Here is a 14,361-nt window from a genome sequence, read left to right on the forward strand (position 1 = left end):
CGCAGCGCCGCCACCTCGTCCCGGAGCGCCCGGGCCAGCGCCGCGTCCGGTTCGCGACCGGCGGCGACCGCCGCCCAGTGTTCGCGCGCCGTCGTGAGCGCTGCGGACGCCTGTTCGGCCTCCACCGCGGCGCGACCGGCCGCCTCGAGCACGTCACGCACCGGTTCGGCTCGCCGAGCGGAGTCCAGCGTGGCCCGCAGCGGCTCGAGGGCGGGCGCGGCCGCCTCGAGTCGTTCGAGCTCCGCGCGCGCCCGGTCGCGGCGGACGTGGCACTCCTCCTGGGCGCGGGCGTCGGCGAGGGCGGCCTCGCGGGTGCGCGCCAGATCGGCGGCCTCGTCGGCGGTCGTCGTGGCCCGGGCCGCCGCCTCGGCGGCGCCGACGCGGACCGTGCGGACCCAGGCGGTGACCGGTGAACCGGGCGCCGCCCCCACCAGCTCGGGGGCGAACTCCTCGGGGACGGTGACGTCGGCCGCCTGGGCCACGAGCGAGACCAGGGTCCCGGCCCGCGCCCGGATGCGCTCCAGGCGCTCGCGGGCCACCGTGCGCTCGCCGGCGAGCCAGTCCTCCACCCGGGCGAAGCGGCCGACGTCGAAGAGGGTGCGCAGGAGCCGGCCGCGATCCTCCGGCTCGGCGCGGAGGAACCGGGCGAAGTCACCCTGCGGGAGCAGCACCACCTGGCAGAACTGCTCGGCCGAGAGCCCCAGGCGGGTGCGCAGGTACTCCGAGCCCTCGTCGATGCGGGTGCTGACCGGCTCCCAGCCCTCGCCGAACCAGCGCTGCAGCGTCAGGCGGGCCTGCTCGGTGGTCCAGCCCTCGCCCCGGCGCTTGGGCCGCTGCTGCTCGGGGCGCCGGGTGACCCGGAGGCGCTCCCCGCCCAGGGTCAGCTCCAGCTCGACCTCGGTGCGCAGGTCGTCGGGCGCGTGGTCGCTGCGCAGCCGCTTCTCCTCGCCGCGCGCTCCGGGGACCGTGCCGTAGAGCGCGAAGACGATCGCATCGAGCAACGTGGTCTTGCCGGCGCCGGTCGGGCCCCACAGCAGGAAGAGCCCGTCACGCCCGACGTCGTCGAGGTCGACGTCGACCCGCGACGCGAACGGCCCGAAGGCGGTCAGCGCGAGCTGGTGGACCCTCACGCGACGTCCTCGCGCACCGCGGCGGCCAGGGCCTGGCCGAGCAGGTCCCGCTCCGCGGCGCTCGCGGCGGCGCCACGGACGTGGTTGACGAACTCCTCGGCCACCTCCAGGTCGCTGCGCCCGCGGAGTCGTTCCTGGTAGCTGCGGCCATCGGTGTTCTCCCCGGCGCCGGCCCACTCCAGGTGGACGCAGTGCGGGAACCGCTCGCGCAGCTGCCGCATCGGGTCGGCCGGTCGGACGGCGTCGGTCAGCCGCGCCGACACGAAGTGCTCCTCGGCTGCGGCGTGCTCCGGCGCGGCGAGGAGCTCGGCCAGCTCGCCGGTGAGCACGCTCAGCTGCCGGGGCGCCGGCAGCGGCACCGGCCGGACCTCACCGAGGCCGCCCGCGTCGAGCTCGACCAGCCAGGCCTGCTTCTGCTGCCCGGCCTCCCCGAAGGAGTAGGCCAGCGGCGAGCCGCTGTAGCGCAGCCGCGGGCTGAGCGTCTGCGGACGGTGCAGGTGGCCCAGGGCGACGTAGTCGACGCCGTCGAACACGCCCGCGGGCACCAGGTCGACGCCGCCGACGCAGATGTCGCGCTCGCTGTCGGTGGGGACGCCGCCGCCCACGAACGCGTGCGCGAGCACCACCGAGCGCACGCCGGGACGCAGGAAGAGGTCGGCCCGGATGCGGTCCATCGCCGCGGTGAGCACGCCCTGGTGCCCCCGGGCGCCCTCGGCCTTGGCGTCCAGACCCAGCTCGTGCCGCGCGACCTCCGGCTCCAGGTAGGGGATGCCGTAGACGGCGACGTCGCCGTGCTCGTCGGACAGCAGCACCGGCTCGTCGAGGGCCTGCGTCGCGGCGCGCACGTGCAGCCCGGCGGTGGCGAGCAGGCCGGAGAAGGTGCCCAGGCGGCGGGCGGAGTCGTGGTTGCCGGGCGTGAGGATCACCTGGGCGCCGGCGCTGAGCAGCCGCCCGACCACCCGGTCCAGCACCGCGGTCGCGTCGGCCGAGGGCACCGCGCGGTCGTAGACGTCACCGGCGATGACGACCGCGTCGACCGACTCCGCGGCCACGACCTGGGCCAGACCACCGAGGACCGCCTCCTGCTCGGCGAGCAGGTCGGTGCCGTGCAGCGTCCGGCCGAGGTGCCAGTCGGAGGTGTGCAGCAGCCGCATGGGCGGAACGTAAGCGGGGGGTCCGACAGAACCGTCCAGGCGCGCCGTGACGGAACCGTCACAACGCGCTGTGGAGGGGTCAGACGACCGACGTCGGACGACCGCCGTAGCCGTCGCCGCCGGCACCGCGACGGGCCTGCGGACGGGTGTCGTGGGGAGCGTCGCCCCAGGACGGTCCGCCGTCCCAGTCGCCCGCGTCGCGGAGGTAGCCGGCGCTCTCCTGCGCCCGGCGGTCGGCGTCCTCCTCGATCATGAGATTGAGGAGCTGCTGGACCCCGTCGCTGTCCGGGATCTGCCGGAGCACCGTCGCGCCGCCGTCACCTGCGGTCTCGATCGTGATCGTGCCGGAGCTGATCAGCCGCTCCCAGAGCGTCTGCGTGTAGGAGACGTCGGTGATCCGCGACAGGCCCAGGTCACGCCCCCGGCGGGCCAGGATCCCCTCGCGGAACAGCAGCCGGTGGGTGGTCACGACGTAGTGCGTCGTCCGCCAGCGCAGCAGCGGTACGACGACGGTGACCACCAGCAGCACGACGGCGAGGCCGAGCAGCAGCATGCGGTAGATGCCCTGCTGCCGGCCGTCGGGGATCAGCGCCATGCCGAAGGACGTGCCGCCCACGATCAGCAGGAACCGCACCACCGGCCAGAAGATCGTGAGCCAGTGCGGGTGCAGGTGCCGGACGACCTCTTCGTCCGCGGCCAGCAGCTTGTCGGGATAGGGCATCACGTCAGGATGACGCAGCCGCGATCGATCGAGACGCAACAACGGCGCGGTGTCGCGCCGAGAGAGCCCGGAGGCTCCCGCAGGACTGACCGCCGGCAGGGTCGCGCCGAGTGGGCCCCGGAGGGGTCCGCACAGGCGCGACGGAGGCGCTCCGAGCAGCAGGGGGACGGCACGTGGCCGCAGGGTCGCGCCGAGTGGGCCCCGGAGGGGTCCGCGCAGGCGCGACGGAGGCGCTCCGAGCAGCAGGGGGACGGCACGTGGCCGCAGGGTCGCGCCGAGTGGGCCCCGGAGGGGTCCGCGCAGGCGCGACGGAGGCGCTCCGAGCAGCAGGGGGACGGCACGTGGCCGCGGTGCGATCCGGAGGATCGCGATGTCAGGGCGTCAGCCCTTCCTCACGTGGCGGACGTCGCCGCTGGCGAGCTCCACCGTGCCGGCGGGGGTCCGCACGACCAATCGCCCGTCCCAGTCGACGGCCTCGGCGACCCCGTGCAGGAGGGAGCCGTCGGGCAGGTGCACCTCGACCGTCGTCCCGACCGTGGACGACCAGCGCAGGTAGTCGGTGGCCAGGCCCGAGGACACCGGGTCGCCGACGTGCTCCACCCAGCGCAGGTAGCGCCGCTCCAGGGCACGTAGGAAGGCCAGGAGCACCGGCGCCCGGTCCACGGTCCCGCCGGTGACGACCGACAGGGACGTGCCGGTGTCGGGCAGCTCGGCTGCCGTCGTGGAGACGTTCAGTCCCGTGCCGACGACGACGGCCGAGCCCGAGCTCTCCGCCAGGATCCCGGCCAGCTTGAGACCGTCGCGGGCCAGCAGGTCGTTGGGCCACTTGACCGAGGCGAGGACGCCGGTCGACTCCCCCACCGCCTCGGCCAGGGCGACGCCGGTCAGGAGCGGCAGCCACCCCTTGCGGGCGGCCGGGACGTCGGGGCGCAGGAGCACCGAGACGGTCAGCCCCGCGCGGGGCGGGGAGGTCCAGACCCGGTCCAGCCGGCCGCGGCCGGCGACCTGGTGCTCCGCGAGGAGGACGGCGCCCTCGGGTGCGTCGCGGCCGGCCGCCGCGATCAGGTCCGCGTTCGTCGACCCCGCCTCCGCCACCACCTCGAGCGCGCGCCAGAGCGCGCTGTCGCGGACGAGGGCGGCCTCCAGGGCCCCGCCGTCGAGCGGCGGGCGCTCCAGATCCGACCATCGAGGTGAGGACTCGTCGGGCACTCCCCTACGCTACGTAACCCGTGACCGGGCGTGCGCGGTCAGGACGAGCAGGCGGCCCCGCCACCGCGGGCCCGCGCTGGGGGCACCTCCCGCTTGCGGGGGACTGCGAGGAGGAAACGTGAGCGCGGCTGAACTCGAGAACGCCGGGGAGCAGGTCCCCGACGACATCGACATCCACACCACCGCCGGGAAGCTGGCCGACTTCGAGCGTCGCGTCGAGGAGGCCCAGCACGCGGGCTCCGAGCGTGCCGTCGAGAAGCAGCACGCCGCGGGCAAGATGACCGCCCGCGAGCGGATCGAGGCGCTGCTGGACCCGGGCTCGTTCACCGAGTTCGACGAGTTCGCCCGCCACCGTTCGACGAACTTCGGCATGGACGCCAAGCGTCCCTTCGGCGACGGCGTGGTCACCGGGTACGGCACGGTCGACGGCCGGCCCGTCGCGATCTTCTCCCAGGACGTGACCGTCTTCGGCGGGGCGCTCGGCGAGGTCTACGGCGAGAAGATCGTCAAGGTCCAGGACTTCGCCATCAAGAACGGCTGCCCCGTCGTCGGCATCAACGAGGGCGGTGGCGCCCGCATCCAGGAGGGCGTGGTCTCCCTCGGCCTCTACGGCGAGATCTTCCAGCGCAACGTGCACGCCTCCGGTGTCATCCCGCAGATCTCGCTGATCATGGGCCCGGCCGCCGGCGGCCACGTCTACTCCCCGGCGCTGACCGACTTCATCGTCATGGTCGACAAGACCAGCCAGATGTTCATCACCGGGCCCGACGTGGTGAAGACCGTGACCGGCGAGGAGGTCACGCTCGAGGAGCTGGGCGGGGCGCGCACGCACAACACCAAGTCCGGCGTGGCCCACTACCTCGCCGAGGACGAGGCCGACGCGCTCGACTACGTCAAGGCGCTGCTGTCCTACCTGCCGAGCAACAACCTCGACCCGCTGCCGGCGCTGGACATCCCCCCGGCGGAGACCGTCCTCCCGGACGCGCTCACCGACGAGGACCTCGAGCTCGACACGTTCATCCCCGACTCGGCGAACACGCCCTACGACATGCACACCGTGATCGAGCACGTGCTCGACGACGGCGAGTTCCTCGAGGTGCAGCCGCTGTTCGCGCCCAACCTCCTCATCGGCTTCGGCCGGGTGGAGGGCCGGCCGGTCGGCGTCGTCGCCAACCAGCCCACCCAGTTCGCCGGGACCCTCGACATCGACGCCAGCGAGAAGGCCGCGCGCTTCGTGCGCACCTGCGACGCCTTCAACATCCCGGTGCTCACCTTCGTCGACGTCCCCGGCTTCCTCCCCGGGACGTCGCAGGAGTGGGAGGGCATCATCCGCCGCGGCGCGAAGCTCATCTACGCCTACGCCGAGGCCACCGTCCCCAAGGTCACGGTGATCACCCGCAAGGCCTACGGCGGCGCCTACGACGTCATGGGCTCCAAGCACCTGGGCGCCGACGTCAACCTCGCCTGGCCCACCGCGCAGATCGCCGTCGTCGGCGCGCAGGGGGCGGTCGGCATCCTGTACCGCAAGGAACTGGCCGCGGCCGAGGACCCCGACACCCGCCGCGCCGAGTTGATCGCCGAGTACGAGGACACCCTCGCCAACCCGTACATCGCCGCCGACCGCGGGTACGTGGACGCCGTGATCCCGCCGTCGCACACCCGGGTCCAGGTGACCAAGGCGCTGCGCGTCCTGGCCAACAAGCGCCAGACGCTGCCGCCGAAGAAGCACGGGAACATCCCGCTGTGAGCGAGGAAACCCCGCCGCTGCTCCGCGTGGTGCGCGGAGAGCCCTCGGCCGAAGAGCTCGCCGCGCTCACCGTGGTGGTCGCCGCGCTGTCCCAGCGCCGGGAACGCCGTCGTCCCACGCCGGTCGGCGCCTGGGCGTCGTACGGTCGCACCCATCGTCGGCCGGCCCAGGCAGGTCCGGGCGGCTGGCGCGCGGCAGGCAGCCCCGCATGACCGACCGCAGGCTGGTCCTCGCCTCGGCCTCCCCCGCCCGGCTCTCCCTGCTCCGGCAGGCGGGGCTGGCGCCCGAGGTCGTGGTGAGCGACGTCGACGAGGCGGCCTACCCCGCACCGCGGGTGGCCGAGCAGGTCGCCCTCCTGGCCGCGGCCAAGGCCGCCGACGTCGCCAAGCGGGTGACCGACGCGCTGGTGATCGGCGCGGACTCGCTGCTGGAGTTCTCCGGCAAGCCCCTCGGCAAGCCCACGGACGCTTCCGACGCCCGCGACCGCTGGCGCCGGATGTCGGGCCGCTCGGGCGTGCTGCACACGGGGCAGGCCCTGTTCGACGTACGCGACGGCGCGGTGGTGAGCCGCGACATCGCCGTCGCCTCCACCGTCGTCTACTTCGCCGAGCCCACGCAGCCCGAGATCGAGGCCTACCTGGCCACCGGCGAGCCCCTGGCCGTCGCGGGTGCCTTCACCCTGGACGGCCTGGGCGCCCCGTTCGTCCGCCGGGTCGAGGGCGACCCGGCCGCCGTCGTCGGGCTCTCGCTCACCGTGCTGCGCACGCAGCTGGGCAAGCGGGGCCTGGCCATCACCGACCTGTGGCGGCGCTGACCGCCGTCCCCGACAGGAGTGACCTGGCCCGGTGGGGCCGGCGAGCCCTGGTTACAGTCCGACCGGTCCACGGAAGAAGGAGAGCCCGGTGCAGAAGGTCCTGATCGCCAACCGCGGTGAGATCGCGGTGCGCGTGGCTCGTGCATGCAAGGACGCGGGGCTGACGAGCGTGGCCGTCTACGCCGAGCCCGACCGCGACGCCCTGCACGTCCGCGCCGCCGACGAGGCGTTCGCGCTGGGCGGTACGACGCCCGGTGACTCCTACCTGGTCATCGAGAAGATCCTCGACGCCGCCAGGCAGTCCGGCGCCGACGCGATCCACCCCGGGTACGGCTTCCTGTCGGAGAACGCCGACTTCGCCCAGGCGGTCATCGACGCCGGGCTGACCTGGATCGGCCCGTCCCCCGAGGCGATCGTCGCGCTGGGCGACAAGGTGCAGGCCCGGCACATCGCCACCAAGGCCGGCGCCCCCCTGGTCCCCGGGACCAAGGACCCGGTGAAGGACGCCGACGAGGTGGTCGCCTTCGCCGAGGAGCACGGCCTGCCCGTCGCCATCAAGGCGGCGTTCGGCGGCGGTGGCCGCGGACTCAAGGTGGTCCGGAAGAAGGAAGAGATCCGCGAGCTGTTCGACTCCGCGGTGCGCGAGGCGGTCTCCGCCTTCGGCCGCGGGGAGTGCTTCGTGGAGAAGTTCCTCGACAAGCCGCGGCACGTCGAGGCGCAGGTGCTCGCCGACCAGCACGGCAACGTCGTGGTCGTGGGCACCCGCGACTGCTCGCTGCAGCGCCGCAACCAGAAGCTGGTCGAGGAGGCGCCCGCGCCGTTCCTTACCGACGAGCAGCGCGCCCGCATCCACTCCTCGGCCAAGGCGATCTGCGCCGAGGCCGGCTACTACGGCGCCGGCACCGTCGAGTACCTGGTCGGCGTCGACGGCTCGATCTCCTTCCTCGAGGTCAACACCCGCCTGCAGGTCGAGCACCCGGTCTCGGAGGAGACCAGCGGCATCGACCTGGTGCGCCAGCAGTTCCGGATCGCCGACGGACTCCCCCTCGAGATCACCGAGGATCCCGAGCCGCGCGGCCACAGCATCGAGTTCCGGATCAACGCAGAGGACGCCGGACGCAACTTCATGCCGGCCCCCGGCCCGGTGAACCGCCTGGAGATCCCCCAGGGCCCCGGCGTCCGCTGGGACTCCGGCGTCGAGACCGGCGGGGAGGTCGCCGGTGCGTTCGACTCGATGCTCGCCAAGCTGATCGTCACCGGCGCCACCCGCGAGGAGGCCCTGCAGCGGGCCCGCCGCGCCCTGGACGAGCTGGTGGTCGAGGGCATGCCCACGGTCATCCCGTTCCACCGCGCCGTCGTCCGTGACGAGGCGTTCACCACCGAGCCGTTCACCGTGCACACGCGGTGGATCGAGACCGAGTGGGACAACCAGGTCCAGCCCTACGACGCCGCTCCGGCCGAGCAGGACGAGCAGGCCCCCCGGCAGACCGTCGTCGTCGAGGTCGGCGGGCGCCGGCTCGAGGTCTCGCTGCCCGCCGGGCTCGCCGCGGGTGGCGGTGGCGCTGCTCCCGGCGCGGCCGCCAAGCCGCGCAAGCGCGGCGGGAGCGGGGGTGGATCGGGCGCCTCCGGTGACTCCCTGGCCTCGCCCATGCAGGGCACGATCGTCAAGGTCGCGGTCGAGGAGGGCGCCACCGTGGAAGCCGGCGACCTGGTCGTCGTCCTCGAGGCGATGAAGATGGAGCAGCCGCTCACCGCGCACAAGGCCGGCACCGTCACCGGGCTGACCGCCGAGGTGGGCGCCTCGGTCACCAGCGGCGCGGTCATCTGCACCATCGCCGACGCCGCCGAGTAGTCGCACACGCGAGAGGAGGCCGGACCCGCCGAGCGGGTCCGGCCTCCTCTCGTCGGTGGGTGGGCCCCCGGCTCAGCGGAGGCGGAGCCGGCGCGCGCGCCGCACGACCAGCAGCGTCGTCCCGGCCAGGCCGGCACCGGCCAGCGCCACGGCCAGGCCGCCGAGCGAGGCGGTCCCGGAGGTGGGCTCCAGCATCGGGGAGGCGAGAACGGCGGACCGGTCCTCCGTCGGGAACCAGGGCACGGTCAGCGGGTCCACCTCCGCGACGGCGGGACCGGTCGCGGGGGACGGCGACGTGCCGGCGCCCTGTCCGGACCGGGCGGTGCCCGCCTGGAGCTGACCGGCGCCGTTGTCGCGCGGGGCCGCGGGGACGACGGCCTGCCCCGCGGCCGTGGGCACCACGTCGATCGATGCGCCGTCGGCGAGCGAGCGCACCGTCACGGTGAAGTCCCCGCCCGACAGGACGATCGGCTCGCCGGCGGGCAGCGCCGTCTGCAGGTCGGCGTCCCACCCGGCCGCGGCCGCCGGTGTGCCGTCCAGCAGCACGGCGGTGTCGGGGAAGGTCGCCGACCGGCGCAGCAGGACGCCGCTGTCGAGCCCGTAGCGGTTCTCGGCGGGACTGCCCAGCCAGGAGTCCTGCCGCGTCGCGCTGCGGTACTCCAGCCAGTAGTCGGTTCCCTCGGCGTCGGTGAGCCGGATCGCCCGGGTCCCGGAGCCGGTGGCCAGCGGAGCCAGGAGCAGGCTCTCGGGCGCGTCGTGGACGCCCAGGTGGCGCGTCCCGCTCGCGGGCAGCGCCCCGAGCAGCGCCGCCTGGGGGGCGCTCAGCGAGCCCAGGTGCTTCCAGGAGGCGCCCATGACGTCGTAGTAGTCGCGGTAGCCGGCGGTGCGGCACGTCCCGGTCTCGAGGGCGCCGTCGCACTGCAACGCCGACGAGTGGTTGAGGCCGAAGTTGTGGCCCAGCTCGTGGGCGATGACCGACGTCAGCTGGTCGCGGACGTAGAGCAGACCGCCCGAGCCGGGGCCGCTGCCGACCTCGGCGAGGGCGTAGTAGCAGCCGGGCTGGTTGCGGGTCTGGCTGCTGAGCCGGAGCAGCAGGTGCTTGCCGGGCCCCGGCTGGAAGCCCACCTCGGCGGCGACCTCGTTCCACAGCGCCCGCGCGTCCGCACACCCGGTCGTCGTGGTGATCCACTCGTGCGTGGGGCCGACGCCGACGCGGACGGCGCCGCCGGTCTGGCTCGACCAGAACTCCGCCACGGGGCCGCTGACGAGCGCGGCGACCTGGCCGGCGGTGGCACCGGCGTCCGGCGCGGTGCCGGCCGGCGCGACCAGGACGACGGTGACCTCGTTGGTGACGGGACCGGGCAGCACGGCCGCGGGCGCCGGCGGGACGACAGCGCCCGTGCTCAGCACGGGGAGCGGCTCGCCGTCCTCCTCGCCGGTGACCTCGCCGTCGACGTCCAGGGTGACGGTGGAGCCGACCGGGAGGTCCTCGACGTCGGCGCTCTGCACGGGCACGGCGCCCTGGGCCGTCTCCACCCAGGTCAGCGGGTCGGCATCGTGCCCGTGGCCGTGGTGGTCGTGGTGCTCGGTCTCGGGCACCGCCTGCACGAGTCGACCGACGACGGTCGTGCCGGCGGGCTCGTCGGCGGAGGCCACGGCCACCACCGGCCCGGCCGTGACCGCAGCGGCGACCGCGCCGGCGACGACGAGGACGCGCAGGAGGGCAGCGGGACGGCGGAGACCGCGAGCAGGAGACATCCACTCCTGCATCGGCGGCTTCGGCGGCGACCGGCACGACCTTCAGCCCAAACGCGGACACATCCGTCGCACCCGCCGCAGTCCTCACACCCGGCCCGCGGGTCCCGTCGCTCAGCGCCTGGAGACCTGGCCCCGACCGTCGACGACGAGCAGGCCGCCCTGGAACCGCTGCTGGAGGACCACACCCCCGCGGAGGACGAAGTGCGGTGCGTCGACCGGGTAGCCGAGCCGCCCTCGCTCCCAGCCCTGCCCTTCCCAGGCCCGCCGGATCGCCTCGGCCCAGCCACCCACCGGATGGGCACCCGACCTCGGCGACCAGTAGACGGCGCCGCCCTGGAACGGCTGGAAACAGCCGCCGTCCCGCAGACCGCACACCTCGTTGCCCACCGGATAGCCCAGGCCACCGAGCTCCCAGCCCTGCTGAGCCCAGCGCTGCCCGATCGCACCCAGCACCACGTGCGCACCCGAGGCCGGCGACCAGTACACCGACCCACCCTGGAACGCCTGGAAACAACCACCGCCCCGCAGACCGCACACCTCGCCGCCCACCGGATAGCCCAGGCCACCGAGCTCCCGGCCCTGCTGAGCCCAGCGCTGCCCGATCGCACCCAGCACCACGTGCGCACCCGAGGCCGGCGACCAGTACACCGACCCACCCTGGAAGTGCTGGGAACACCCACCGGCCCGCCGCCCGCAGGCGGGCTCGCCCAGCGGCCTTCCGAGCCGGCCGTCCGCCCCTCCCGTGCTCCGCCACGGGGACCCGAGCGCGCCCCAGACCAGGGCGGGACGCCCGGTCACGTCCCTGACCAGATGGCCGCCCTGGAACGTCTGGTAGCAGGCGGCGGTGCACCGCAGCGCGTCGACGGGGTAGCCGAGCACGCCGCTGGCACCGCCCCGCGCGCGCCAGGCGGCCAGCTCGACCGAGCCCATCACCTGCGCTCCGGTCGCCGGGCTCCACGAGACCAGGCCGCCGAGGTACTCGCGGGCACAGCCACCAGCGGGGAGGCCGCAGGCCAGGGCCGCGCGGGCCGGCCCGAGCGGCCCGGCGTCCCCGCCCAGCCGCCGGTGCAGCGCATCGACGGGATGCATGACGTCGGCACCGCTCAGCACGCGGACCTGTGCCGAGGTGGCGGTGAGCTGCACGAGCTCCACCTCGAAGCGGCCGCCGGCGAGGACGACCCGCTGCCCGGCGGTGCGCAGGGCCGTCTGGGAGTCAGTGCTCCAGGACGCCGCCGGGGAGGGGGTGGCGTCCAGCAGCAGGGAGGTGTTCTGCCCGGTCGCGCTCTGGCGCACGAGGACGCCGGTGCCCAGCCCGAACACGTCCTGGGGTGTGCCCAGCCAGCCGTCCGTGCCCGTGGCCGAACGCAGCTCCACCCAGTACTGGGTCGAGCCGTCGGTCAGTGTCAGCGCGCGCACCCCGGAGGTGGCCGCGACGGGCGACAGGGACACCGTCGTCGCCGGGTCGGCCGCCGTCAGGGCGACGACCCGGGCGGGCGGCAGGACGTTCAGCCGGGCGGCGTGCGGGGCGCCGAGCGAGCCCACCTGCGACCAGGAGTAGCCCATGACGTCGTAGCCGTCCCCGTACGCGGTCACCGAGCAGCTGCCCGCGTCGACCGAGCCGTCGCACTGACGGAGCGAGGCGTGCCCGAGGGAGAAGTTGTGCCCGAACTCGTGGGCGATCAGCGACGTCAGCACGTCGGTCACCCAGAGCCGGCCGCCACTGCCGATCCCGCTACCGACCTGGGCGAGACCGGCCCCGCAGCCCGGCGCCGCACGGGAGACGTAGAGGAGCAGGTGCCGGCCGGGGCCACCGGCCCAGCCGACCGCGGAGGCGACCTCGTTCCACAGCGAGCTGGGACTCGCGCACGTGGCCGTGGTGACCATCCAGTCCCGCTGGCCGGTCACCTGCAGCTGGACCTGTCCCCCGGTCTGCTCGGCCCAGAACGTCCGGACCGGCCCGTCGACGGCGCTGACCACGTCGGCGAGCCGGCGACCGTCCGTCGGCACGCCACCCGGCTGAACCATCACGACGGTGACCTGGTTGGTGCCGCCGACGAGGGCGGACGACGTCGGTGCCGCCTCGAGCACCTCCACGTCGACCACCGTGCGGGCCGGTTCGAGGCCCTCGTCCGCGGCCTCGTCGCGGACCTCGCCGCCCACGGTGACCTCGACGAGGGCACCGGCGGCCAGACCGGCGCTCCGGGGCAGCTCGGCGGTGGGCACGCGGACGCTGTCGCCGTCGGCTGTCTCCACCCACGACAGGGGTCCCTGCTCCGCGTGCTGGTCGGCCTCGTGTGCGTGGGCGAACTCCGGCCACGCCTGGACGAGCTCTCCCACGACGGTGTCCAGCTGGTCGGCACGGGCGGCCGAGGAGCCGGCCACCACGAACACGGGCACGGTCACGACGGCGGCGGCCAGCGCGGCGAACGGGGCGCGGAGGCGGACGAGCGGGTTCACGAGCTACTCCTGGAAGAAGGGGGTCCTCTTCCATCGGCTCGTCCTGGCCACTCCCTGAGCGGTCCGCCCGGTCAGGCCAGGTGATCGGCCCCCATGAGCCGCCGTCCGGCCTCGGTGATCGAGCCCGACAGCGACGGGTAGATGGCGAAGGTCTGCGCCAGGTCGGCCGCAGTGAGCCCCTTGGTCACCGCGAGCGCGATGGGCAGGATCAGCTCCGAGGCTCCCGGTGCCACGACGACACCGCCCATGACCACGCCGCTGGACCGCCGGGCGAACAGCTTGACGAACCCGTCGTGCAGATCGGCCATCTTGGCGCGGGCGTTGGTGGCCAGCGGCAGCCGCACCACCTCGACGTCGTCGCCCTCGGCGACGTGCGCCTCCTGCACGCCGACCGTCGCGATCTCGGGGTGGGTGAAGACGTTCGCCGCCACCGTCTTGAGCTTGATCGGGGCCACCGCCTCCCCCAGGGCGTGCCACATGGCGATGCGACCCTGCATGGCCGCCACCGAGGCCAGCTGGAAGATCCCGGTCACGTCACCGGCCGCGTACACGCCGGCGACCGAGGTCCGCGACACGCGGTCGACGACGACGTGCCCCGCCTCGGTCAGCTCGATCCCGCACGCCGCGAGGTTCAGCCCGGCGGTGTTCGGCACGGTGCCCACGGTCATGAGCGCGTGCGAGCCCTCGACCGTGCGACCGTCGGTGAGCTCGACCGAGACGCCCTTCTCCGAGCGCCGCACGCCGGCCGCCCGGCCGCGCTCGAGCCGGCCGCCGCGGGACTGGAAGACCTGCTCCAGCACCTCGGCGGCGTCGGAGTCCTCGCCGGGGAGCACGCGGTCGCGGGAGGAGACCAGGGTGACCGGCACGCCGGCCTCCAGGTAGCCGGAGGCGAACTCCGCACCCGTGACACCGGAGCCCACGACCACGAGGTGCTCGGGCATCTCGGCCAGGTCGTACACGTCGCGCCAGTCGAGGATCCGCTCGTGATCGGGTTCGGCCCCGGGCAGCACCCGCGGGTCGGCGCCGGTGGCGATGAGGACGACGTCGCCCTCCAGCTCCTCGGTGACCGCGCCGTCGGCGTCGACGACCTCCACGCGGTGCGCCGCCAGGCCGCGCATGTCGTCGGAGAGCCGTCCGCCGCCGCGCACGATGCGCACGCCCTCGGCCGCGAGCCGCTCGTGGATGTCGGCGGACTGCGCCATCGCCAGGTGCTTGACCCGCTGGTTGGCCGCGGGCAGGTCCAGCCCGACCCGCGACAGCTCGGCGCCGTGCACCCCGAGCGCGGCCGAGTGGCGGACCGACGTCATCGCACCGGCCGAGGCGATCAAGGTCTTCGAGGGCACGCAGTCGGACAGGACGCTGGCGCCACCGATGCCGTCGCGTTCGATCACGGTGACCTGTGCACCGAGCTGGGCGGCGACGAGCGCGGCCTCGTAGCCGGCCGGTCCGCCGCCGATGATCACGATGCGGGTCATGGGTCTTCTCCGATGCTGTGCGGGGGTTCGCCGGCCATTGTCCC

At 74.4% G+C, this 14,361-nt stretch carries 11 protein-coding genes; 4 read left to right on the forward strand and 7 right to left on the reverse strand.

From position 1 onward, the window contains the following. The 4 genes from BN344_RS10345 to BN344_RS10360 form a co-directional block, all read right to left on the reverse strand. Positions 1-1,130: AAA family ATPase (locus BN344_RS10345; RefSeq protein WP_155858889.1), on the reverse strand; the 1,130-nt coding region annotated here is incomplete at its 3' end. Beyond that, positions 1,127-2,284 carry an exonuclease SbcCD subunit D gene (locus tag BN344_RS10350; RefSeq protein ID WP_040338443.1) on the reverse strand — a complete coding sequence of 386 codons (1,158 nt, stop codon included), beginning with the start codon at positions 2,282-2,284 and terminating at the stop codon, positions 1,127-1,129. The genes BN344_RS10350 and BN344_RS10345, both read right to left, overlap by 4 nt. Before the next feature lie 79 nt (positions 2,285-2,363). After that, on the reverse strand, positions 2,364-3,005 hold the full coding sequence (locus BN344_RS10355) for a PH domain-containing protein (protein WP_081788537.1): 642 nt from the start codon (positions 3,003-3,005) through the stop codon (positions 2,364-2,366). A gap of 381 nt (positions 3,006-3,386) precedes the next feature. Next, a complete protein-coding gene (locus BN344_RS10360; RefSeq protein ID WP_040338444.1) occupies positions 3,387-4,214 on the reverse strand; it encodes a biotin--[acetyl-CoA-carboxylase] ligase in 828 nt (275 codons plus the stop codon). 118 nt (positions 4,215-4,332) lie between these two features. Here BN344_RS10360 and BN344_RS10365 point away from each other — a divergent pair, with 118 nt between their 5' ends. The 4 genes from BN344_RS10365 to BN344_RS10375 all read left to right on the forward strand — a co-directional run bounded on the left by BN344_RS10365 (position 4,333) and on the right by BN344_RS10375 (position 8,627). Further along, a complete protein-coding gene (locus BN344_RS10365; protein WP_040338445.1) occupies positions 4,333-5,961 on the forward strand; it encodes an acyl-CoA carboxylase subunit beta in 1,629 nt (542 codons plus the stop codon). After that, positions 5,958-6,173, forward strand: coding sequence for an acyl-CoA carboxylase subunit epsilon (locus BN344_RS19545; RefSeq protein WP_081788538.1), 216 nt, complete (start codon positions 5,958-5,960; stop codon positions 6,171-6,173). The genes BN344_RS10365 and BN344_RS19545 overlap by 4 nt, the downstream gene beginning before the upstream one ends. Continuing rightward, a complete protein-coding gene (locus BN344_RS10370) occupies positions 6,170-6,775 on the forward strand; it encodes a Maf family protein (protein ID WP_040338446.1) in 606 nt (201 codons plus the stop codon). Before BN344_RS19545 ends, BN344_RS10370 begins: the two co-directional genes overlap by 4 nt. 88 nt (positions 6,776-6,863) lie before the next feature. Continuing rightward, positions 6,864-8,627: an acetyl/propionyl/methylcrotonyl-CoA carboxylase subunit alpha gene (locus tag BN344_RS10375; protein WP_040338447.1), complete on the forward strand. Its 1,764-nt coding sequence runs from the start codon at positions 6,864-6,866 to the stop codon at positions 8,625-8,627. A gap of 72 nt (positions 8,628-8,699) precedes the next feature. Here the strand turns inward: BN344_RS10375 and BN344_RS10380 are convergent, their stop codons facing one another. The 3 genes from BN344_RS10380 to BN344_RS10390 form a co-directional block, all read right to left on the reverse strand. Beyond that, positions 8,700-10,385 (reverse strand): reprolysin-like metallopeptidase, encoded by a 1,686-nt coding sequence (locus BN344_RS10380; protein ID WP_155858837.1) that lies wholly within the window; start codon positions 10,383-10,385, stop codon positions 8,700-8,702. Between the two features lie 111 nt (positions 10,386-10,496). After that, on the reverse strand, positions 10,497-12,842 hold the full coding sequence (locus BN344_RS19045; RefSeq protein ID WP_051515784.1) for a hypothetical protein: 2,346 nt from the start codon (positions 12,840-12,842) through the stop codon (positions 10,497-10,499). A 71-nt stretch (positions 12,843-12,913) separates the two neighbouring features. Further along, positions 12,914-14,317: an NAD(P)H-quinone dehydrogenase gene (locus tag BN344_RS10390; protein WP_040338449.1), complete on the reverse strand. Its 1,404-nt coding sequence runs from the start codon at positions 14,315-14,317 to the stop codon at positions 12,914-12,916. Between the last annotated feature and the right edge of the window lie 44 nt (positions 14,318-14,361).

Origin of the sequence: Candidatus Blastococcus massiliensis AP3 (assembly GCF_000582785.1) — a bacterium.
Taxonomy (GTDB): domain Bacteria; phylum Actinomycetota; class Actinomycetes; order Mycobacteriales; family Geodermatophilaceae; genus Blastococcus; species Blastococcus massiliensis.

What these genes read in the sequence shown, in the direction of transcription:
- BN344_RS10350 (WP_040338443.1), bottom strand. Translation starts at nt 2,284, where the DNA reads ATGCGGCTGCTGCACACCTCCGACTGGCACCTCGGCCGGACGCTGCAC.
- BN344_RS10355 (WP_081788537.1), bottom strand. Translation starts at nt 3,005, where the DNA reads ATGCCCTATCCCGACAAGCTGCTGGCCGCGGACGAAGAGGTCGTCCGG.
- BN344_RS10370 (WP_040338446.1), top strand. Translation starts at nt 6,170, where the DNA reads ATGACCGACCGCAGGCTGGTCCTCGCCTCGGCCTCCCCCGCCCGGCTC.
- BN344_RS10380 (WP_155858837.1), bottom strand. Translation starts at nt 10,385, where the DNA reads ATGTCTCCTGCTCGCGGTCTCCGCCGTCCCGCTGCCCTCCTGCGCGTC.
- BN344_RS10390 (WP_040338449.1), bottom strand. Translation starts at nt 14,317, where the DNA reads ATGACCCGCATCGTGATCATCGGCGGCGGACCGGCCGGCTACGAGGCC.